We start from the raw sequence: 21,584 nt of genomic DNA on the forward strand, positions 1-21,584 counted from the left end.
TCTAACGAGAGTCAGCAGTGACCATCGTTGACCATCCATGCCAGGTCCCGCAGCAGCTCAGATGCCAGGTCGCCCGGTTTGGTCGCCTACGCCCCTGCCCTGGATCGATACCGCTGGAAATAGCGCCCAATGGCCAGTGTTCTGCGGCGACCGGCCCGTGCGGCCACCGATCCTTCGTCTAGGTAGATCGGGTCGAAGTTAGACTCCATCTAGCTTCGAAGGATCGGTTCCGTTTGGCGTCGGATGGATCTTCGTCTTGTGGCGCGGCGGTGCGTCTGCGCCAGCGGTCGGATACTGGGCTGGTGACAGAGGAGCAGGGTACCGAGCCGACGCGGTGGACGATTCACGGTGAGCGGGTGGTGGATGGCAGCCGGCGGGCGCGGTTGAGCATCGCCGAGGTGGAGCTGCCGGACGGGGTCCGTTTCGAGCAGTACGTGATCCGGGCGCCCCGGTCAGCCATGGTTGCGGTGCTTGACGAGCAGGAGCGCCTGCTGCTGATGCGGCGGCACCGGTTCGTGTTCGACAGGTGGGTGTGGGAGTTGCCCGGGGGTTACGTCGACGACGGTGAGCAGCCGGCGAGCTGTGCGGTCCGGGAGGTCGAGGAGGAGACCGGCTGGCGTCCGGGCGCGGTGGAGCCGATGCTGTCGTTCCAGCCGTGGGTGGCGACCGCGGACGCGGAGAATTTGTTGTTCCTTGCGCGCGAGGCGACACATATCGGTTCGCCGGTGGACGTCAACGAGGCCGAGCGGGTGGCCTGGATGCCGTTGACGGAAGCGCGGGACCTCGTGTCTCGGGGTGAGATCGTGGGATCCGGGACGGTGATCGCGGTGTTGGAGCTGGTCGCGCGCAAAGCCCGGGGTGAGCTGTAGTCAGCGGCGTTGACCGAGGGCCACGTCGACACGGTTGATGAAGTGTCGAACGGCTGGCCGGCGGCGGTGCGCTGTGAGTTCGGTTTGCAGGTCGCGTAGGTACCGGACGGCTCGGGCTGATCGCAGTTGAGAGGTCAGCGTGAGCGCTTTGGCCCCGATGACGCTGGCGCGATCGGGCTCGCCGTTATGGGCGTGGATGGATGCGAGGAGAGTGAGATTGAAGGCCTTTCCGCGTACGTAGCGTTCGTCCATCTGCAGGGAGCGGGCGGTGAAGCGTTCGGCCTGCTGGTAACGGCCGAGGGCATGGAAGCAGTGGCCGAACTTGGCTGACAGGTACGCCTCGTCGAAGTAGCCGAGCCATTGCGGGTCGCTGCTGCGGTCGGCCCTGTCGAGGGTCTGCTCTGCCTGGTGCAGTGCGGTGGTGCAGGCGCGTTCGTCGCGTGCGGCGGCGTGGGCATGAGCTTCCATGACCAGCGCCTCGGCAGTCAGCACTGCGAGGCCGGCGCGTTGTGCCGTCTGCCGTGCGGCGCGAGCGAGGTCGACGCCGCTGGCGTTGTGACCGAGGTAGGTGGCTTGGTGGCTCATCGCGGCGAGGATTTCGGCGCCAAGCCCAGAGTCGTCGGCAGCTTGGGCGAGGTTGAGGGCGTGGGTGAGGTAGCGCTGAGCGAGGCCGTGTTCGGCCGTGTCGTATGCCTGCCAACCGGCGAGCTGAGTCAGTTCGGCGACGGCGGCCAAGAGCTTTCGGCCGGTCGCCGGATCGTAGCGGCCCTCGGTCAGCAGGGGCGTGACCTCGCGGTTGAGGTAGCGGGCGAGGGTTTCGCGGGCGTGGCCGCCCCCATGCTGGTTGTCGAGTCGCCGGTAGGTGGAGGTCATCTCGCGGATGGTGTCGATGTCGGGTTGACCGACTGAGCGGTGACCTTTCTGTGTGACGGGTTGAGTCGTGGGGGCGGTGAACCAGCGCAGCGCCGGAAGGGTGTAGCCAGCGGAGCTGAACACTGTCTGACGGAGCATGTCTCGGCGGTTCACGTCGCCTTCCCATAGCTGCGTGGCGGCGCGGACGTCCTCACGCCAGGATCGGTCATTTGGCACGTCACCCCTAGGGCTGCCGGGGATGGGGTGACGTTCTTGGTGGCGCGGTGCGAGGCCGAGCGACATCCGGGTGTCGTCCGGCATACCGCAGCCGTCGGCGATCCGCTCCAGCACGTCGATGGAGGTGACCTTCCGGCCCGCGATCACCCGGCTGACATAGCCCTGTTCCAGGCCGACCACGGCCCCGATACGCGTTTGACTAGCCCCCGTATGCCGGGCAAGCAGCCGGAACAGACTGCCGATGTCGCGGACACGCACTGCGGTCCTGACGTCCTCCCGCGCCCAGAAGCCGTCCGGAGTCTGAAGCTGGTCGACTGGCACAACCGGTCCTACCCGTCATCGACTGACTACGCATCGTGCTCAACCTGGAGCCTAGGTCTGGTGCCCGCGCAGGTCGAGCCGCTCATGTCACCGTGACATGGCTAGCGGACATGGCCCAGAGGCCGCAGCCGGCAGGACCGTCTTGGGCATGTTGTTCGATATCGATAACCCACCAGTCGAGCCGCCCGATGGCTGCCGCCACCGGCTGCTGTGGCGTCTGTGCCGAGCACTGTGGGAAGACCACCGCCCCGACCACTACCTCATCGTCGGCCGCGTCCACGACGACCAACATGTGTCGTGCCGCCTGGCACGCCTCGCCGTGGAAGGCCTGCGAACCGCTAGCGGCGAGCAGTCCGCCGCGTCACAGCTGTGGCTCGATATCGCCCGGAGCCGGATCGCCACGGGTGACCTCAACCTCATCGCCGTCATGGCGGAGGCAGGTTGGCACCGTAGCCGTGCGGGTCTGACGGAGTGAGGATGGCTGCTATTTACGGCCTGGCGGCCCTCATCGACCACGCCCAGAATCAAGTCGCCGCTGCCGACGAGCTTCTGAACCGCCACGACGAGGTCGGGCTCGACCTGTGCCGATGCGGCCGGCCGCATCCCTGCCCGGAGCGACTGGGCTGGCTCCAGAGGCGGGCGCACTTCGTACACCTCATTGGCGACCTACGGTGACCACCCACGGCCCGGTGCTGCCGATCTGGACCTGCGGAGGCTGCAATGCGGCCTGGCCCTGCCGAACCCGACAGCAAGAACTACGCGCTGAGTACGAGGGCGCAGCCGTCTCCCTGGCGCTCTACATGGGTGCTCAACTGGTCTGCGCCTCGCGAGACATGACCTGGGTGCCGGCGGGAGTTCTGCACCGTCGCTTCCTGGGTTGGACCCGATGAGCATCCTTCGTGCGGGTGACGAGAAGTTCCACTACAGCGACGGCTCCCACAAGTGGATCCCGCCGGACCCCGACTACGACCAGGACGTCTGGGACGAGCAGATTCGCCAGCACAAACACGGCCACCTGCGAAACGAGCGTCCGAAGGTCCGCATCCAGCGGCTGATCTGATGGGAGCGGCGGCGCTCAGAGGCTGGCGACGAGGAGCGTGGGCATTGCCAGGCTGAGCAGCCGCGGCGCGGGCCAGGTCAGCTCTGTGGTCGCTGCGCCCAGAAGAGGGTGTGCCCGCTGCTGCCCTCGGGGACGAAGTCCTCGGCGATGATTGCCAGCCCCGCCTGTCGCAGCCATGAGCGGTAACTGGAGGCGTCGGCTTGACTCCATCACATGGTGGCGTTGCCATCGAGCCAGTTGTCGTCGGTGCCTGTCCAGGCGCTGTTGCCGACGGTGGTGAGCAGCCAGCCGCCGGGGCGTAACCAGGTGGCGATGCTCTTGATGAGCTGCGGTTGATCGGCCAGGGGCATGTGGATGACTGCGTACAGGCAGACCACGGCATCGAACGAGGCTGGCGGCAGGTCGAGCCAGGTGGCGTCGGCGCGGACAAAGGTGCCGTTGGGCACCAGGCGGCGCGCCCGCTCGATCTGCACATCGCTGATATCCACGCCGGTCACGCGGTGTCCAGCGTTGGTGAGGAAGCGGGCGACGGGAACCCCGCAGCCGCACCCGAGGTCGAGGACCGCTGCTGAGGCAGGTAGGCGCTTGCCGACTCATTCGATCGATCCATGATCATGTGATGAAAAGTAGGTTCCAGGGGCGAGTTTGACCTACTTCTCATCACATGATCACCACGCCGTCCCGGCGGTGACCGGGGCATCGCGGAGTATCCGCTGTTGCGCGAGGAAGGGTCAGCCCGCGAGGGTGTCGGCGCGGGAGCCGTGGCCGGCCGGGCGTCGGGACCAGCACTGGGGGCGCTGTCGGACGGCGAGCTCCAGGGCCTGATGGTCGGACTCGATCATTTCCCGGGCTATTCGACGCGCCATTTCCAGGCGGTCGACGTGCATGTCAAGATCCGTCGGGCCGGCGCCTGCCATCTCGAACTCCTTGTCAGCGTTCGAACTAGTCGCATCATGCGTCACGCCGAGAATCGTCACCATTCCCCGATCGGTGGAAAGCTTCCGCCGTACGGTTCGGTGCCACTTACCCCGGTTGCGCCGATGGTAGCGGTGGCCGCGCCACGTCGCCCGGGAACTGCGTACACCTTGTCTTGCCTGCGGTTTGTACATTGCACGGTGCGCGGGTCGGGGGGCGCGACAAGTCCGGTGAGGGATCTTCGTTTCGGGAGGACCGCCGTGCAGCATTCGAGCAGGACCGATCCCTTGTTCGTCGCCGTCGAATCAGAATCGATCACCCGGGCGGATGTCGCCGGGCTCATCGCGGGGCGGCTGGCCGCCGTTCGGGTGCCGGGGTTGCTCTCCGTGGCCCGCTGTCAGGCGATCACCGCCGCCCTCGCCAACGCGCCGATGGACCGCTACGACGAGAGCCGGGTCTTTCCCGTCGTCGCCAAATTCGGGCCGGCCATCAACGACCACCGGTCCGCCGGGGAGCTCCGCGAGGACTACTGGGACGCGGCCAGCGCGGCCGAGAAGAGCTGGTCCACGCTGGGCGTGTCGGACTCGCCCCGGGACCTGTGCCTGGCCGCGTTCCGCGGTGCCTGGCCGGATGTGGCACCTGGGCGGCGGCAGGGTCGGGAGATGCACGTCGGCATCGTCCGCGAGATCAACGCGGGGCTCCAGGTGCACTTCGACGACGCGGTACGGGAGTACGCGGGCCGGCTGCTCGACAGCGAGGTGGTGGCCCAGTTGGCGTTCAACATCTACATCCGGGTGCCACCGGCCGGTGGTGAGACAGTGCTGTGGCGGCGGCGCTGGCAGCCGGACGACGAGCCGCTGCGGATCCCCGGCGGGTACGGCTTCCAGGAGGCGGTGGCCGCCGACACGCAGTCGTTGACGTTGCGCCCCACGCTCGGGGAGGGATTTCTGTTTGATCCGCGGCACTATCACACGGTGCGTCAGGCGTCGGATGGCCGACGCATCTCCATAGGATGTTTCGTCGGGCTCACCGACGATGGTCGACTGGCCCTCTGGTCGTAGTGAAGGGCGTTTCCCCATGGTGGACAGAAGCGACGTCGAGGCGGCCGCGGCCCTTGTCGAGGGGCGGGTCCGGGAAACCCCGGTCATCGCCGTCGACGGCGCCGATCTGGGTGTGCCGGGGCAGCTCAGTCTCAAGTTGGAGCTGCATCAGCACACCGGCTCGTTCAAGCCGCGCGGCGCGTTCAACCGGATGCTCCAGGGGTCCCTGCCCTCGTCCGGAGTGATCGCCGCCTCGGGTGGCAACCATGGCCTCGCCGTCGCGTACGCGGCCCGGTCGTTGGGCGTGCCGGCGGAGGTCTTCGTGCCGGTCACCGCCTCGCCGGTGAAGGTGCAGCGGTTGGCCGGGCTGGGCGCACAGGTACGCCAGGTCGGCCAGCACTACGCCGAGGCCCTGGCCGCGAGCACGCAGCGGGCCGCGGAGACCGGCGCGCTGGTGGTGCACGCGTACGACCAGCCGGAGGTGGTGGCCGGTCAGGGCACCGTCGGCCGCGAGTTGGAGCGGCAGGTGGACGGGATCGACACCGTGCTGGTGGCGGTCGGCGGCGGCGGGCTGGTGTCCGGCATCGCCAGTTGGTTCGGTGGCTCGGTACGCGTCGTGGCGGTCGAGCCGGAGCAGATCCCCACCCTGCACTCGGCCCTGAAGGCGGGTCGTCCGGTCGACATCGAGGTGGGTGGCATCGCCACCGATTCGTTGGGTGCCCGGCGGATCGGCGAGATCGCCTTCGACACCGCCCGCCGGACCGAGGTGGTGTCCGTGCTGGTCCGCGACGAGGATCTGGTGCGGGCGCGCCGGCTGCTCTGGTCGGAGCTGCGGGTCGCCGCCGAGTTGGGTGGCGCCGCCGCGCTGGCCGCGCTGGTCGGCGGCGCGTACGTGCCGCAGCCGGGGGAGCGGGTGGCAGTGATCATCTGTGGTGGCAACACCGACCCGAGCGACCTGGGCCCGGCCGCGCCGCACTGACCGGCCGTACCGCCGGCCGCGCCGCACTGACCGGCCGTACCGCCGGCCGCGCCGCATTGCCCGCCGTGCCGCACTGACCGGCCGCGCTGCACTGAACGGTCAGTCGCCGTCGCGCAGCCGGCGCAGGGCGTGCTCCACCTGGAGGGTGTCCAGGTGGGTGTCGCCGAGGAGTCGCCGACGGTCGGCCAGCAACTGCTCGTACACCTCAATCGCCGCGTCGACCTGCTCCTCGAGTAGCAGCACCAGGGCCAGGGTGGATCGGATGGCGAGCACCTCGCTGCGGTCGGCGTGCCGGGGTTCCACAGTGGCCAGGGTGGCGCGCAGCTCGGCTTCCGCCTCGGCGAACCGGTCCTGCGCCTGCATGCAGCGGGCCAGCGTGTGCCGGGCCTGCCAGGTCTCCGGTTGGTTGAGCGGCCACAACCGGTAGCGGACCTCCAGGATGGCGTGCAGCATCTCCTCGGCCTCAGGCGCCCGTTGCTGGGCCAGCACCGCCAGCGCCAGGCTGTGCCGCACGATCATGGTGTCCCAGTGTTCCGGGCCGCGTACCTGATCCTCGGCGGCGACGATCTGCCGCAGCTCCACCTCGGCCTCCGGCCACTGCCGCTGCGCCATGATCGCCTTGGTGAGCTTGTGCCGGCTGGCGAGGGTGTCGGCGTCGTCGCTGCCCAGCACCCTGGTGCGGTCAGCGATCACCTCGCGGAGCACCCGGTCGGCCATCTCCGGCTGGTTGCGCTCCAGCCAGGTGCGGCCCAGTTCGTGGCGCAGCGCCAGCACCTGCGGCCGGTCCAGGTCGTGGTCGTACGCGGCGCAACCGCGCACGATCGGGTCGAGGATGTCGAAGGCCGAGCCGGGTAGGCCGACCGCGATGAGGTAGCGGGCGGTGAGTCGGGCCAGCTCCAGCGCGCGGCGTACCGTCTCGGGGTCGTGCTTGTGTTTCTGCGGCACGAGGTATTCCCGCACGGCCTCGACCAGGTGCGGCACCAGCACGTCCCAGTTGGTCCAGGCCGCCGAGTCGTCCGGGTTCTGCCCTGCGGTGGCGGCGAGCAGCAGCTTCATGACCAGCCCGTGGTATTCGGCGATCTGCTCACGCACCTCGTCGCGGTCGCGGAACATCGCGTGCACCAGTGGGTGCAGCGAGAGCACGTGCGCGAACGCGGGGTCGGTGACCTCCTCCTGCACGTCGAAGTCGACCAGGGCCAGGTTGCCGATGCCCTCCAGCACCTTTACCCGCTGGCGGCCGGTGAGCCCCTTGAAGAGCGGCGACTCGGCCAGGATGGCCGGCTTGAGCACCACCTCGTAGGGCACCGGGGAGATGCTCAGGCAGGCCAGCACGTTGAGCAGTGGTCGGCTCTGTTGGAGTTGGCGGCGGGCCAGCAGGTCCAGTGAGATGTCGTCGACCTCGCGGACGATCTCCAGGCCGAGGGACTCGTCGAGGTCGACGTCGGCGGCGTCGCGGGGTGAGCGGAACCGACGCTGCACGGCGGTGCGGTAGTCGGCGAAGGTGGTGATCGTGGATGAGCCCCGCCAGACCGGACTGGCGTTTACCGACCGCAGGTAGTTGCCGGCGGCGCGCAGGGCGAGAGGCAGCCCGCCCAGCTCACGGGCGAGTTCCCGGGCGTCGGCCGCGCCGCCGGCCTGGGCGCCGGCCCGGTCGATGAGCACCTTCGCGCCGGCGTCGGCGTCGAGTGGGCGCACCTGGTGCAGCACCGACCAGGTGCCCCAGGTGGCCCGGTTGCCGTCCCGGCTGGTCACGATGACCATGCCGTCTTCGGCCTCCGGGCTGCGCAGCCAGCCGGTGCCGTCGGCGAGGACTCCGTCGGTGGGGCCCAGGCTGGCGGGCTCGTCCGCACTGTCGAAGATCAACAGCCAGGGCTGCGCGGCCTGGTTGAGGTAGCGCCACACCAGGTCGGTGGCGCTGATCATGCCGGCCCAGGCCTGGTCGACCTGGGTCTCCGACGCGCCGAGTTGGCTGACCACCTCCCGCATCCCGGAGTTGAGCCGCCCCGCCTGCACCCACCAGACCGTCCGGCCGTCGGCGCGGGCCCGACGGGCGATCTCCAGCGCGACGTGGCTCTTGCCGGACCCGCCCATGCCGCACAGGATGTGCACAGCGGGTCGGCCCCCGGCATCTGCCCCCGGCCGCATGATCTCGCCGATCAGGTCGTCACGCCCGTGCAGCGGGCTGTCCAGTCGCCCGAGCGGTGGATCGACGGAGACCCGACTCGGCCGGTCATAGGCAGGCCGAGGCACGCCGGCATCCTCGGGTGGAACGTCCGCAGTCAATGCGGTCCCCCTTCGGTGGCGAATTCACAATGGGGCGGAGGCGAAAGATCCTGTCCATCTGATGGACAGTCGGAGGGATTGCCATCCGCACCATGTCGACAGCAAGCGTATCCATCCCCGTACTGGGTTGCACACTCTCCGTTCAGGCCACCCGGCTGACCAAAATCAGCGCCGGAATTCCCAATTCGCCGCTGATTCCGGCCGATCCGCCGTGCGCGGCACTCGACACGGGCATCCACGATGGACTTATGAACTGGTCGCCAATCCAGGACGTCGTCGACTGGGGTTCCGTGCCGGACTGGTTCGGCGCGGTCGGCTCCATTGCCAGCGTGCTCTTCGTCTACCTCGGATTGCGGCGGGAAATCCGTGCCCGTCGCGACGACGATCTGCGGGTCCGGGCCACTCAGGCTCGGCTGGTCTCGGCGGTGGCCGAGATTCGCGGCACCTCGGTGCTGCGGGTCGCGGTGGCCAACGAGAGCGACGCCCCGGTGCTGGACGTGGTGGTGCTGGCCCGGCTCGTCCCGCCCGACGATCCGGACGCCCCACCGGTCGAGCTGGCGGCGGCGAAACAGGTCCGGCGGATTCCCGGCCGCGACGTCCACGACCTCTTCGTCACCGTCGCGGCGGAGCATCGGCTCCGCCCGGCCGACACCGTTCTGGTGGGCCTCACCTTCACCGACCACGACGGTAATCGCTGGCACCGGATCGGTGCCGGCCAACCGGAGCCGGTGGGCTGACCGGAGGAGAAGGTGGTCCGGCGACGAATCACTCGCCGGACCACCTCCAACCGTCAGAGGGGATAGGTGCGGGCGACCGCCAGCATCTCCGAGCTGTGCGACCCGACGACGCCGACGGCCGGCGGCCGCGGGCGGAAGCCGGGCAGCGCGTCCAGCCCGTCACTGGCGTCCATCGCCCGCAGCGCGACCTGTCCGGCGATCGGGCGCAGGGTCAACACGACCTCGATGCCCTCCGCCGGCGGGGCGTGGAACACCAGCCCGAAGCCCCACTTCCCGGCGCGGGGCTCCACCGGCACCGACCGCCCCGCCACGTCGGCGCGCAGCACGGTGGCGGTCGACGTGTCGACGTGCAGGGTGGCGAGCCGGGCCACCCGCTGCGGGGTGAGCCGCAGCCGCAGCGTGCGCTCGCCGCCCGCGGTGGCGTCGGCCACCACCTCCAGCTTCGGCGCCGGCAGGTTCGCCGACTGCGCCGGACCGGCCCGCAACTCACCGTCGCCGAGCCCGGGGAAGTCGTCGCCGACATCGGTGACCCCGTCGACGTAGCCGTCCGTCCACGGCTGCGGGTCGCTCTCGTGGCTGAGCCAACGGGCCTGGCCGGTGCCGGCGTCCAGGGCGTACATCAGGTGGGTCGGAGCGGGGTGGGCGGCGTCGAACCGGTCGACGCCCAGGCCGACCCCGGCGAGCACCACCGCCGCCACGGCGGCGGCGCCGGCCGGCAGCACCGCGAGCCGCCGGGCCCGCAGCGCGAGCAGACCACGCTGGCCGCCGGCCTGCGGGTGCAGCAGGTCGACCACCGGCAGGGCGACCAGGCCGAGCAGCACCGCGACCAGCGCGGCCACCCCGCCCATGGCCATCCCCAGCGCGGGGAAGAGCAGCACCACGGTGGGCAGCAGGATGACCACACCCACTGCCGCGGCGGCCGTCACCGCCACCACCGGCCACGGTCCGGTCTGCCGGGTACGCAGCGCGACGAGCCCGCCGAGGGCGCCGGCCAGCGCCGGCACTGTGGTGAGGTACGCCCCACCCGGCACCGCCACGGCGAGCAGCACCCCGAGCACTGCCAGCCAGGCCAGCCCGCCGACGGCCAGCGCGGCCGGGCCGATCCGGCGGCGGGTCAGCGCGTACCAGGTGAACAGGATGGCCGCGGCGAGCGCCAGGACGGCCAGCCGGTACCAGATCGGCCGGTACGGGTCGAGCAGTTCCGCGTACCCCGGTCGGATCGTGGTGATCGCCAGCCAGAGCAGTTGGGCGGCGACCGGCGCGGCGATGATCGGCACCAGGGCCAGCGCGAAGCCGGCGGCCAGCCGGCCGGTGCTGGCCCGGCCGCTGCGGCGGGTCAGCCAGCCCAGGGCGGCCACCAGTGCCACAGCGAGCAGGGCCAGCGGCACTGTGAGCCAGCCGGGGTAGCGGACCAGCCCGCCGGGGACGGGGAAGTAGGTGGCGTCGTGCCCGGAGCGCAGGTCGGTCAGGTCGGTGCCACCGAACTCCCGGGCGAGGCCCAACGCGTTGTCCCCGTGCTGCTGGAGGCTGCCCCGGTCCATGGCGGCCGGGGTGTCCAACGGCGTGTGGTAGATCGCGCCCCCGTCGATGTACGCCGAGTTCAGCCCGACGAACTTCTGATCGAGGAAGGCGGTGAAGTCGGTGTCGTTGGGCAGCGCGCGGTAGATCTCCACGGCGAACGAGGTGCCGACCGGGTGTGGGGCGGCCCGGCCGAAGATGTCCACCAACTTCGCGTTGTTCCGGGACGTCTCGAACATGATCACGGGCCCGGTGGAGCCCCGCGCCTCCAGGTTGAGCACCACACCGCCGTCGGCGGCCAGCGGGTGGCTGGCGGCGAACGCGGCCGCGCCGCAGAGGCACGCCTCCTCGGCGTCGGTCAGGACGAAGACGATGTCGTTGCGCGGCCGGGGGCCGGTGGTCAGCGCGCGGGCCACCTCCAGGATCGTCGACGTGCCGGCCGCGTCGTCGTTGCCGCCCGGCCCGGTCTGCACCGAGTCGTAGTGGGCGACCAGGAAGACCCGGCCCGTCGAGTCGGTGCCCGGCATCCGGGCCACCACGTTGCGGACCCGGGCCAGCGTCGCCCCTCCCGCCGCCCCGCTGAGCTGACCGGCCTCCGGTGCCACGGTGTCCTGCACCTCGGTCTCCAGGCCCAGCCCCCGCAACTGCTGCTCAAGGTGAGCGCGGACCTGCTCGTTGGCCGGGCTGCCGGCGACGTGCGACCGGGCGGCGATCACCTTGACGTCCTCGTACGCCCGGCCGGCGCTGAACGCGTCCGCCGGGGCGTCGGCCGACTTCGGGGCGGGGGTACGCAGGTCGAGCAGACTGCCGGCGCCGACGGCGGCCAGCGCGACCAGCGCCGCCGCGGCGGCCACGAGCCGCCGGCGCGGCCGGGTCAACGCGCGGTCGGCAGGGGGTACGCCCGGGACCGGACGGGGTGGCGTGCCCGTCGTGGCCGGGGTGGTGGGTGCTCCCACGGGAACTCCTCGGGGGGTGGTGGGGCCTGGGGTGGGATCATCCTGCCCGTCGGCGGCTGTGGAGGGGATGGCCGGTACGTCAGGCGTCCATCAGCCGCCCGGTTTGTCCGCGGCCGCGCAGTGATGCGCTCCATCCCCGCCCGCGCCGGAGGCATCGTGTTGTGTGCGACCGTTGTCTAATACAGGATCAGCGGGGCACTCGGAAGGAGCCCGACATCACCAGCGAACTCCCGCGTCTCGCGGCGGTGACCCGGCCGCACCGGGGGGCCGGCTCGGCCGGTTCCCCAGTTGTGCCGTACCCGCACGGTGGTCTGGCGCGGCACGCCAACCTCCCGCCGGGTGAGCGGCTGCGCGTGCTGCTGGTGGAGGACGACGAGGGCGACGCCTTCCTGGTCGGTGAGCTGCTCGCCGAGACGAACTCGATGATCGACCTGCTGGTCGCCACCAGCCTGCGGGAGGCTCGGCAGCGGATCACCAACGTCGATTGCGTCCTGCTCGACCTGGGTCTGCCCGACGCGCAGGGGCTGGACGGGCTGCGCCAGGTGTTGGAGATGTCCAGCGGGGCCGCGGTCTGCGTGCTGACCGGCCGCACCGACGAGCACCTGGGCGTCGTGGCGGTCGCCGAGGGCGCCCAGGACTACCTGGTCAAGGGCCAGGTCGACGGGGTGCTGCTGACCCGGGCGCTGCGCTACGCCGTGGAGCGTAAGCGCGCCGACGAGAACGCCCGCCGGTTGCGCGAGGTCGAGCTGCGCCAGGCCGAGTCGGCCCGACTCGAACGCGGTCTGCTGCCCCAACCGCTGATGACCACCGACCAGGTCGCGGTGCACACCTTCTACCGGCCGGGCCGGCACGCCGCCCTGATCGGCGGGGACTTCTTCGACGTGGTGCAGACCCACCCGGACCGCCTCGACCTGATCGTCGGCGACGTCTGTGGGCACGGGGTGGACGAGGCCGCGCTCGGGGTCGAGCTGCGGGTGGCCTGGCGCGCCCTGGTGCTCGCCGGGGTGCCGGACGACGAGGTGCTGCCCGCCCTGGAGCAGGTGCTGATGAGTGAGCGCCGCCTCCAGGAGATCTTCGCGACGGTGGCCAGCGTCAGACTGGACCTGGACGCCAATCGGGCCACCGTCCGACTGGCCGGGCACCCGCCACCGCTGCTGCTCTCCGGCGGCCGGGTCGTCCCGGTGCCCGCGCCCGGCGGCCTGCTGCTGGGCGTACGACCCCGTCGGCCGATTGCCTACGACCTGGAGTTCGACACCGATGACTGGTCCCTGTTGATGTACACCGACGGCCTGATCGAGGGGCGGGTGGGTGCCGGCAACGAACGGCTCGACGTGCCGGGCCTCAGTGGCTTGCTGGACGAGCCGGCCAACCGTTCGGTGTCGCTGCCCGAGCTGCCGGCGTGGCTGGTCGGGCGGGCCGAGCGGCTCAACGGTGGTCCGCTCGCCGACGACGTGGCCATGCTGCTGGTCAGCCGGGGCGGTGGCCGGTGAGGCCGGTCATCGGCGGCTGGAGTCTCCGCCGCCGGGTGATCACCCTGCTCACCGTCGTGGGCTTTCTGTTGATCGGGCTGGCCGGCGCGGAAGCGGCGATGGCCGCCCGCAACCGCACCCAGATCGACGCGGTGCTGAACGAGACCGGCCCGTTGCGGGTGCAGTCCCAGGAACTGCTCAACGCGTTGCTCGACCAGGAGACGGCGATCCGCGGGTACGCGGTCAGCGGCGACCAGGACGACCTGAACCCCTACCGGGAAGGGCTCGCCCAGGAGCAGAGCGTCATCGCCTCGATGCGGAAGCTGCTCGACGACTATCCGGGGATCAGCCAGGAGCTGCGGACCGTCGAGGAGCGTGTCACGCAGTGGCGGCGGTCGGTCGCGGAGCCGGTGATCGTCACCACCGAGCAGAGCGGCACCAGCGCCGGGCAGGCGTTGGTCACCGAATCGGCCCGGCAACAGTTCGACGAGGTGCGCTCGGCGGTGAACGACCTCCAGGAGGAGGTCCTGACCGCCCGGGAGCAGACCGCCGCCAACGTGCGTACCAGCAGCAACGTGCTGGTCGTCCTGCTGATCGTGGCCGCCATGGTGGTGGTCATCGCCGGTACGGTGCTGCTGCTCTCGCTGGACCGGATGGTGGTCCGGCCGCTGACCGGCCTCGCCAACCAGGTCCGCGAGGTCGCCGAAGGCGACTACCAGCACCGCATCGCCACCGTCGGCCCGCCGGAGTTCATCCAACTCGGCGAGGACGTGGACGCGATGCGGCAGAAGATCGCCGCCGACCTGGCCGAGGTCCGGGCCGCCCGCGAGCGCATCGAGTGGGTGAACAGTCAGCTCCAGAAGCAGGCCGAGGAGTTGACCCGTTCCAACCGGGACCTGGAGCAGTTCGCGTACGTGGCCTCGCACGACCTGCAGGAGCCGCTGCGTAAGGTCGCCAGCTTCTGCCAGCTGCTCCAGCGCCGTTACGCCGGTCAGCTCGACGAGCGGGCCGACCAGTACATCGCCTTCGCCGTGGACGGCGCGCAACGGATGCAGCGCCTGATCAACGATCTGCTCGCGTTCTCCCGGATCGGGCGGCTCACCACCGGCTTCGTCGAGGTCGACCTCAACAAGGTGATGGGCGACGTGGCCGGCCAGACCGAGGCCGCCCGGCAGTACGCGGACGCCGAGTTGACCTGGGCCGAGCTGCCGACGATCTCGGGTGAGGAACCGCTGCTCACCAATCTGCTGGCCAACCTGGTGAGCAACTCGATCAAGTTCCGCCGCCCGGACGTGCCGTCGAAGGTGCACGTCTCGGCCCGCCTGGTTGGTGCCGAGTGGGAGATCACCTGCCAGGACAACGGCATCGGGATCGAGCCGGAGTTCGCCGACAAGATCTTCGTGATCTTCCAGCGGCTGCACTCGAAGGACGCGTACCCGGGCACCGGCATCGGGTTGGCGATCGTCAAGAAGATCGTCGAGTACCACGGCGGCCGCGTCTGGGTGGACACCGACGTGCCCGAGGGCACCGCGATCCGGTTCACCCTGCCGGCCCTTCCCGAGGACGTCGCGGCGGCTGCCGCCGCCGATTCCGCGGTGGAGCCGACCGATGGTGACGCGACGCCCTCGACCGAGGCTCCGGCAGAGCTGATCGAGCAGGCCGACGGGCCGGACCAGCCGGACCGGGCCGACCGGACGCTGGAAAGCGGTAGAACGGGTGACATGAAGGAGACGGTGGGATGACCGCGCCGGCGGACGGCAAGAGCCCGATCGAGGTCCTGCTCGTCGAGGACGACCCGGGTGACGTGCTGATGACCCAGGAGGCGTTCGAGGAACACAAGCTGCGTAACCGGCTGACCGTCGTCTCCGACGGGGCCGAGGCGCTCGCCTACCTGCGCCGGGAAGGTCAGTACGCCGACGTGACGGCGCCCGACCTGATCCTGCTCGACCTCAACCTGCCCCGGCGCGACGGCCGGGAGGTGCTGGAAGAGATCAAGAAAGACCCGGACCTGCGCCGGATCCCGGTGGTGGTGCTCACCACCTCGCAGGCCGACGAGGACATCCTGCGCAGCTACCAGCTGCACGCCAACGCCTACGTGACCAAGCCGGTGGACTTCGAGCGCTTCATCTCGGTGGTCCGTCAGATCGACGAGTTCTTCGTCAGCGTGGTCAAGTTGCCGCCGCGTGGCTGACACCCTGCTGGACGACGTCGGCGGCCTGCTCTGGGAGGCCGCCGACCAGGTCGTGCTGCCACTGTTCCGCAAGCTCGACGACGATGACGTGTCGGAGAAGGCGCCCGGTGAGGTGGTCACCGTCGCGGACCGCCGGGCCGAGGAGCTGCTCTCGGCGGGGCTGCGCCGGCTGCGGCCGGGCTCGAAGGTGGTCGGCGAGGAGGGTGTCGCCGACGATCCGGGGCTGCTGCGGCACCTCCGCGACGGCGGGGACGTCTGGCTGGTCGACCCGGTCGACGGGACCGCCAACTTCGCCGCCGGTCGCCGGCCGTTCGCCCTGATGGTGTCGCTGCTGACCGACGGGCGACCGGCCGCCGGCTGGATCCTCGACCCGCTGGCCGGCACTCTCGCCGCCGGCTCGGCGGACGAGGGCACCCTGCTCAACGGCCGACCGGTGGACGGCACCGGCTCGGTGCCGCCGCTCGGCGAGCTGCGCGGCGCGGCGATGACCCGTTTCCTGCCGCCGGAGACCCGCGACCGGGTCCGCGCCGGCGGGCGGCGGCTCGGTGAGTTGCTGCCCGGCCAGCACTGCGCCGGTCGGGAGTACCTGGACATCCTCACCGGCGAGCAGCAGTTCGTCCTCTTCTGGCGCACCCTGCCCTGGGACCACGGCCCGGGCACCGTGCTGGTCCGTGCCGCCGGAGGCGTCGCCCGCCGATTCGACGGCGTCGACTACCACCCCGCCGACGACGGCCGTGGTCTGCTCGTCGCCGCCAACGATCAGGTCTGGGCCGACGTGCGCGAGGCGCTCCTCAGCCCCTGATCCGCGCGCTGCGCGACCGCGCTGGAACGCTGCGTCGACATCGAGGGAGCCTGAGGTTCAGCAGGCTGGTCACCGGCCCACGATCCGGTATCGTGACCGGCGGTCTCCGCCAGCGGGCCGCCGACCGGCGTCGCCATGCAGCGTTCAATCGGGGGCCGGCGGTCGACGGAAGGACGCTTTCGTGCCCAGGAACAGGTTCAGCCCGCGGCTCGGTCGCCGCGCTCTGTTCGCCGTGCTCGCCGCCGTCGCGCTGGTGCTCGGCGGTGCCGCGGTGCCCGCGTACGCGGAGCCGGACGAGGGTGGCAGCAAGAAGCTGCGGGACGCGCTGGAGCTGACCGCCAGGGGCCACATCGAGGCCAAGGCCAAACTGGACAACTCCAAGCGTCGCCAGACCGCGCTGGCCGGCGAGCTGACGACGATCGAGGGCCGGCTGGTCGGGCTCACCAGCCAGGTGGGTGAGGTGGCCGCCCAGTCGTACCGGGTGGGTCGGCTGAGCGCTGTCTCGATGCTGCTCAACACGGCCACGCCGGAGGCGTTCCTGGAACGCGCGGGCGACCTCGACCTGATGGCTCAGCGGGACAGCAAGCGGCTGCGTGACCTCACCGAGGCCCGGCTGCAGGCGCAGCAGGCCAAGGTGGCCATGGACGCCGAGGTTCGGGAGCAGCAGAAGCAACTCGCCGTGATGGCGAAGAAGAAAAAGGAAGCCGAGGAGGCGCTCGCCGAGGTCAGCTCCGGCGGCAGCAACGGTTTCAGTGGTGGCAGCTCCACCTCGGCGAAGCCGGCACCGCGTAACTCCGACGGGTCCTGGCCGTCGGAATCCTGCTCGGTGAAGGACCCGACGACCTCCGGGTGCATCACTCCGCGCACCCTCAACGCACTCAAGCAGACCCAGGCGGCCGGCTACAAGCGGCACGTCTCCTGCAAGCGCAGTGGTGGCGGCGGTGAGCATCCGAAGGGCCGTGCCTGCGACTTCTCGGCCGCCACGAACGGCTTCGAGGACAAGAACGCGACCGGCGGCGACAAGGCGTACGGGGACAGCCTGGCCGCCTGGCACGTGCGCAACGCCGACCGGCTGGGCGTGCTCTACGTGATCTGGTACCGGCAGATCTGGCATCCCGGCACCGGTTGGCGCTCGTACAGTGGAAGCGGCTCTCCGGCGGCGAGCCACACGAACCATGTTCATCTGTCGATGTACTGACCCGGAGCACCAGCTTCGCTGCGTACCATCGCGACGATGAGCTCCCCACCGTCCGACGTAGCGGCCCTGCCGGCACCCCCGGCCCAGCCCGTGCCGATCACCGGCCGGGCGCTGCCCAACGGCCTGGCCGCGTTCCTGGTCTTCTTCTCCAGCGGTGCCGTGCTGGTGCTGGAGACCGTCGCGCTGCGCCTGGTCGGCCCGTACGTCGGGGTGACCCTTCAGGTGACCAGCTCCGTGATCGGCATCGCGTTGGCCGCGATCGCCTACGGCGCGTGGTCCGGTGGCTGGCTGGCCGATCGGCGCAACCCGCGGGGCCTGCTCGCGCCGGCGTTGGTGCTGGCCGGCATCGCCACCGCTGTCACCCTGCCCGTCGTCCGGTACGCCGGTGAGGTGCTGCGCGGTGGTGCGGCCAGCGCGATCCTGCTGCTGGTCGCGTTGGCGGTGTTCGTGCCGGCCGCGCTGCTGGCCGCGGTCACCCCGTTGGTCGTGAAGCTCCAGTTGGCCGACCTGCGCCGCACCGGCCAGGTGGTCGGTCGACTCTCCGGGATCGGCACCCTGGGCGGCATCACCGCGACTCTGCTGACCGGGTTCGTGCTGGTCGCCGCGCTGCGCAGCACCGTCATCCTGCTGGCCCTGGCGCTCGCGCTCGGGCTGGTCGGCATCGGCCTCGGCTGGTACCTGCGCCGACAGGAGCCCACCGAGCTGCCCGGTCCGGCCCGGGTCCGGGCCGCGCTGGCCGTGCTCGGCCTGGCCGGGGCGGGGCTGAGCACAGTGGCGCCCAACCCGTGCGACATCGAGACGGCGTACCACTGCGCCCGGGTCACCTCGGACCCCTCCCGACCCAGCGGACGGACGCTGCTGCTCAACTCCGCCCAGCACTCGTACGTGGACCTCGCCGACCCGAAATACCTGGAGTACGCGTACACGAAGTGGATCGGCGCGGTCGGCGACGTCGCCGCGCCGGCCGGTCAGCGCCTGGACGCGCTGCACCTGGGCGGCGGTGGGTTCACGGTGCCGCGCTACCTGACCGCGACCCGACCGGGCACCGACAACCTGGTGTTCGAGATCGACGGCGGGCTGGTCGAGTTGGGTGAGCAGGAGCTGGGCGTACGGCCGGGGCCGGACCTGCGGGCGGTGGTGGGTGACGCCCGGATGCTGGTTGCCGGCGAGCCGACCGATAGCCGTGACCTGGTGGTCGGCGACGCGTTCGGGCACCTGGTGGTGCCCTGGCACCTGGCCACCCGGGAGATGGCCGCCGACGTCCGGCGGGTGACCCGCCCTGGCGGCGTGTACGTGCAGAACGTCATCGACTACCCGCCGCTGCGGTTCATCCGCGCCGAGTTGGCCACGGTGGCCGCCGAGTTCGGGCATGTCGCGTTGATCGCGCCCCCGGAAGCGCTCGCCGAGGAGCAGGGCTCCAACTTCCTCATCGTCGGCTCCGACGCGCCGTTGCCGCTGGAAGCCGTCCGGGCCCGGCTGGCCGAGGTGGACCCGAAGGTCAGCCTGCTGTCCGGTGCGGCGCTGACGGACTTCGTCGGTCAGGCGATGGTGTTGACAGACGACTACGCCCCGGTTGACCAACTGCTGGCCACCGCCTGATCGGGTGACAATCCTGACCGATTCCGATACTCCAGGTGTAGGCGGGCCGTTACTGGGCAACATCGCTCACCATGGGCGGTGGGGACCGGAACGGCGCGCAGTTGCTCGATGAGCGGTACCGGCTGATCGAGCAGCTCGGCGCGGGTGGCATGTCGGTGGTCTGGCGTGGCTATGACGAGGTGCTGGGTCGCCAGGTCGCGGTGAAGGTGTTGGCCTCCCGGCTGGCCAGCGACCGGGCCTTCCGCCACCGCATCCGGATCGAGGCGCAGGCCGCCGCGCGGCTCTGCCACCCCAACATCACCAATGTGTACGACTACGGCGAGTCCGAGCAGGTCGGTCTCACCGTGCCGTACGTGGTGATGGAGCTGGTCGACGGCGCTTCGCTGGCCAGCCGGCTGGGTCGGGAGAGCCAACTGCCGTGGCGGGAGGCGGTGACCATCGGCGCCGAGGTCAGCTCCGCGCTGGCCACCGCGCACGCTCGCGGAGTGGTGCACCGCGACGTCACCCCGGGCAACGTCATGCTCACCTCGACCGGCGTCAAGGTGGTCGACTTCGGCATCTCCGCGCTCGTCGGGGAGAGCGAGAAGGGGCCGGACGGCGCGCTGTTGGGCACTCCCGCGTACCTCGCCCCGGAGCGGCTGGACAACGGCCAGGTCTCCCCGGCCACCGACGTGTACGCCGTTGGGCTGCTGCTCTACCGGATGCTCACCGGTCGACTGCCGTGGCTGGCCAGCACTACCACCCAGATGCTGCGCGCCCACATGTACAACGACCCGGAGCCGATGCCCACCGTCCCGGGGCTGCCCGACGGGGTGGCCGACCTGGTCGGACGCTGCCTGGCCAAGCGACCTGCGGACCGGCCGGCCACCGCCGAGCTGACCCGGACGCTCGCCGAGGCGGCCGGCATGCTCGCGGCGGTGCCGGTCTCCCCGGCCGCCGGGCCGCTGGACGCGGCGATGCTCGGCAGTGCGCGTACGACCATCCTGCCCTGGTCGGCGGCGACCGACGCGTTGCCGCTGTCGCGGACCCGTAACCGTCGGACGCAGCAGCGGGTGACCCGGCGTCGGCGGGTGGAGGCCGGCGTGGCCGCCGTCGGGCTGATCGCTGTCACCGGGGCGATGTGGGGGTTCACCTCGCGCAGCCCGGCCAGCGGAGAGGACCGGCCGACGACCGAGGCTCGGATGGGGATGCCGACGGCGGCGCCCTGCGAGGTGGCGTACGCGTTGCGCACCGACTCCGGCACCGACTTCTCCGCCGAGCTGACGTTGACCAACACCGGTGGCCGTGAGCTGCGCGACTGGGCCATGAGCTTCACCTTTCCCGGGCAGCAGAAGGTGACAAAGGCGGAGCCCGCGCCGGTGCACCAGCAGGGGAGCACGGTGCTGATCCGACCGGCGGCCCAACGCACCACGCTGGCCCCCGGTGCGGCCGAGAAGGTGACCCTCACCGGCAAGTACAGCGGGGCGAACCCGTTGCCTGTCGAGTTCCGACTCGGCGAGGCGACCTGCGGGGTTCGGGTTTCCGGCGTCGCCGGCAGCGCGCCGTCCACGGCCCCGCCGCCCAAGGCCGCCACGGTGAAGGCCCCGCCGAAGAAGACGACTGCACGCGGCGGCTCCGGCGCGGGCGGCGGCGCGTCGAAGGCCAAGCCACCGAAGCCTCCGAAGGCCCCGGCGAAGCCCGCGAAGCCCGCGAAGGCCGCAGGTGGTGGCCCGGGAAAAGTGTGAAGATGACCAAGGGGCCGCGTGGTCATCGGAAGTGAGCAGGCCACAGTGTCGCCATGCTCAAGGGGCCGTCGGACCAGTTGGTCCGACGGGCGAGATCGGTGGGGGCCGGAGCAGTTCAGCGCAACCCCGCGAATCGCTGCACCTGGTCGATCCCACCCTCGACGATGAGCACCCCGCCCTGGGGAAGCGTGGTGTCATCGGAGGTGTACCGGAAGCGTTCGCCCGGCAGCTTGGCGCCGATCACGCGTACCCCGAAGCGCTCCTCCGGTCTCAGGTCGATCAGGGTGCGCCCGACCAGGGACTCCGGCACCCGGACGGTGGCGATGGCGAAGTCGTCGTCGAACTCGATGAAGTTGAGCAACCGGCTGACGAGCAGGTGCGCGACCCGGTCCCCGGTCTCCGCCTCCGGGAAGATCACATGGTGCGCGCCCACCGACGCCAGGATCTTGGCGTGCTTCTGCGAGGTGGCCCGCGCCCAGATCTCGGGTACACCCAGCTCGACCAGCGCCAACACGGTGAGCACACTCGCCTCCACCGACGCCCCGATGGCCACCACGGCCCGGCCGAAAGTGGTGATACCCAGCTGCCGCAGCGCCCCCTCCTCGGTCGCGTCGGCCTGAACCACTCGGTCGAGCTGCGCCGACCAGCGCTGCACCTTCGCCGGGCTGCGGTCGATCGCCAACACCTCGCGGTCCATCCGGGTCAGCGACCCGGCCAGGTGGCAACCGAATCGACCCAGCCCGATCACCACGATGCCGCCGCTGTCCGCCCGTCTAGCCGACACCTCGGCCCTCCCTGCTTCCAATGGCGTGTCGCCGGTGTGCGGGCCGGCCG

At 70.8% G+C, this 21,584-nt stretch carries 18 protein-coding genes and 1 pseudogene; 13 read left to right on the forward strand and 6 right to left on the reverse strand.

Annotated features, from left to right (window positions below; genetic code table 11):
• Positions 1-302 precede the first annotated feature (302 nt).
• The gene (locus ACLQ3F_RS12855; RefSeq protein ID WP_425848829.1) at positions 303-869 is read left to right on the forward strand and encodes an NUDIX hydrolase; all 567 of its coding nucleotides are present in this window, start codon (positions 303-305) and stop codon (positions 867-869) included.
• Here ACLQ3F_RS12855 and ACLQ3F_RS12860 read toward each other — a convergent pair whose 3' ends face one another.
• Positions 870-2,279 (reverse strand): helix-turn-helix domain-containing protein, encoded by a 1,410-nt coding sequence (locus ACLQ3F_RS12860; protein WP_425848831.1) that lies wholly within the window; start codon positions 2,277-2,279, stop codon positions 870-872.
• 148 nt (positions 2,280-2,427) lie between these two features.
• On the opposite strand from ACLQ3F_RS12860, the gene ACLQ3F_RS12865 reads away from it, so the two are divergent.
• Both ACLQ3F_RS12865 and ACLQ3F_RS12870 read left to right on the forward strand, forming a co-directional pair.
• The gene (locus tag ACLQ3F_RS12865) at positions 2,428-2,754 is read left to right on the forward strand and encodes a hypothetical protein (protein WP_425848832.1); all 327 of its coding nucleotides are present in this window, start codon (positions 2,428-2,430) and stop codon (positions 2,752-2,754) included.
• 411 nt (positions 2,755-3,165) lie between these two features.
• A complete protein-coding gene (locus ACLQ3F_RS12870; RefSeq protein ID WP_357196421.1) occupies positions 3,166-3,339 on the forward strand; it encodes a hypothetical protein in 174 nt (57 codons plus the stop codon).
• A 209-nt stretch (positions 3,340-3,548) separates the two neighbouring features.
• On the opposite strand, the pseudogene ACLQ3F_RS12875 reads toward ACLQ3F_RS12870, so the two are convergent.
• Positions 3,549-3,914, reverse strand: a pseudogene (locus ACLQ3F_RS12875) (class I SAM-dependent methyltransferase); the annotation flags it as partial.
• A gap of 156 nt (positions 3,915-4,070) precedes the next feature.
• Positions 4,071-4,319, reverse strand: a complete 249-nt coding sequence (locus ACLQ3F_RS12880) for a hypothetical protein (protein ID WP_425848834.1) — start codon at positions 4,317-4,319, stop codon at positions 4,071-4,073.
• Between the two features lie 195 nt (positions 4,320-4,514).
• On the opposite strand from ACLQ3F_RS12880, the gene ACLQ3F_RS12885 reads away from it, so the two are divergent.
• Positions 4,515-5,315, forward strand: coding sequence for a proline hydroxylase (locus ACLQ3F_RS12885; protein ID WP_357257430.1), 801 nt, complete (start codon positions 4,515-4,517; stop codon positions 5,313-5,315).
• Between the two features lie 16 nt (positions 5,316-5,331).
• Positions 5,332-6,273, forward strand: coding sequence for a threonine/serine dehydratase (locus ACLQ3F_RS12890; RefSeq protein WP_425848838.1), 942 nt, complete (start codon positions 5,332-5,334; stop codon positions 6,271-6,273).
• A gap of 99 nt (positions 6,274-6,372) precedes the next feature.
• On the opposite strand, the gene ACLQ3F_RS12895 is transcribed toward ACLQ3F_RS12890, so the two are convergent.
• On the reverse strand, positions 6,373-8,523 hold the full coding sequence (locus ACLQ3F_RS12895) for a tetratricopeptide repeat protein (RefSeq protein WP_425848841.1): 2,151 nt from the start codon (positions 8,521-8,523) through the stop codon (positions 6,373-6,375).
• A 281-nt stretch (positions 8,524-8,804) separates the two neighbouring features.
• Between ACLQ3F_RS12895 and ACLQ3F_RS12900 the strand changes: the two genes are divergently transcribed.
• Complete coding sequence (locus ACLQ3F_RS12900; protein ID WP_425848844.1) at positions 8,805-9,293, forward strand: hypothetical protein; 489 nt, start codon at positions 8,805-8,807, stop codon at positions 9,291-9,293.
• A 53-nt stretch (positions 9,294-9,346) separates the two neighbouring features.
• Here ACLQ3F_RS12900 and ACLQ3F_RS12905 read toward each other — a convergent pair whose 3' ends face one another.
• On the reverse strand, positions 9,347-11,767 hold the full coding sequence (locus ACLQ3F_RS12905) for a M28 family peptidase (RefSeq protein ID WP_425848847.1): 2,421 nt from the start codon (positions 11,765-11,767) through the stop codon (positions 9,347-9,349).
• Between the two features lie 290 nt (positions 11,768-12,057).
• Here ACLQ3F_RS12905 and ACLQ3F_RS12910 point away from each other — a divergent pair, with 290 nt between their 5' ends.
• From ACLQ3F_RS12910 to ACLQ3F_RS12940, 7 genes are all read left to right on the forward strand, one after another.
• Positions 12,058-13,257 carry a PP2C family protein-serine/threonine phosphatase gene (locus ACLQ3F_RS12910; RefSeq protein WP_425848849.1) on the forward strand — a complete coding sequence of 400 codons (1,200 nt, stop codon included), beginning with the start codon at positions 12,058-12,060 and terminating at the stop codon, positions 13,255-13,257.
• Positions 13,254-14,978 (forward strand): sensor histidine kinase, encoded by a 1,725-nt coding sequence (locus tag ACLQ3F_RS12915; protein ID WP_425848852.1) that lies wholly within the window; start codon positions 13,254-13,256, stop codon positions 14,976-14,978. The genes ACLQ3F_RS12910 and ACLQ3F_RS12915 overlap by 4 nt, the downstream gene beginning before the upstream one ends.
• Positions 14,975-15,427, forward strand: coding sequence for a response regulator (locus ACLQ3F_RS12920; protein WP_357196387.1), 453 nt, complete (start codon positions 14,975-14,977; stop codon positions 15,425-15,427). Before ACLQ3F_RS12915 ends, ACLQ3F_RS12920 begins: the two co-directional genes overlap by 4 nt.
• The gene (locus ACLQ3F_RS12925) at positions 15,420-16,229 is read left to right on the forward strand and encodes an inositol monophosphatase family protein (protein ID WP_425848855.1); all 810 of its coding nucleotides are present in this window, start codon (positions 15,420-15,422) and stop codon (positions 16,227-16,229) included. Before ACLQ3F_RS12920 ends, ACLQ3F_RS12925 begins: the two co-directional genes overlap by 8 nt.
• A 181-nt stretch (positions 16,230-16,410) precedes the next feature.
• Positions 16,411-17,427: a coiled-coil domain-containing protein gene (locus tag ACLQ3F_RS12930; protein WP_357229030.1), complete on the forward strand. Its 1,017-nt coding sequence runs from the start codon at positions 16,411-16,413 to the stop codon at positions 17,425-17,427.
• A gap of 36 nt (positions 17,428-17,463) precedes the next feature.
• The gene (locus tag ACLQ3F_RS12935) at positions 17,464-19,026 is read left to right on the forward strand and encodes a fused MFS/spermidine synthase (RefSeq protein WP_425848857.1); all 1,563 of its coding nucleotides are present in this window, start codon (positions 17,464-17,466) and stop codon (positions 19,024-19,026) included.
• Between the two features lie 71 nt (positions 19,027-19,097).
• A complete protein-coding gene (locus ACLQ3F_RS12940) occupies positions 19,098-20,750 on the forward strand; it encodes a protein kinase domain-containing protein (protein ID WP_425848860.1) in 1,653 nt (550 codons plus the stop codon).
• A gap of 115 nt (positions 20,751-20,865) precedes the next feature.
• Here the strand turns inward: ACLQ3F_RS12940 and ACLQ3F_RS12945 are convergent, their stop codons facing one another.
• Positions 20,866-21,534: a potassium channel family protein gene (locus tag ACLQ3F_RS12945; RefSeq protein WP_425848862.1), complete on the reverse strand. Its 669-nt coding sequence runs from the start codon at positions 21,532-21,534 to the stop codon at positions 20,866-20,868.
• Positions 21,535-21,584: the final 50 nt, after the last annotated feature.

The sequence above is a fragment of the Micromonospora sp. DT15 genome, assembly GCF_049841475.1.
In the GTDB taxonomy this organism is placed as follows: Bacteria; Actinomycetota; Actinomycetes; order Mycobacteriales; family Micromonosporaceae; genus Micromonospora.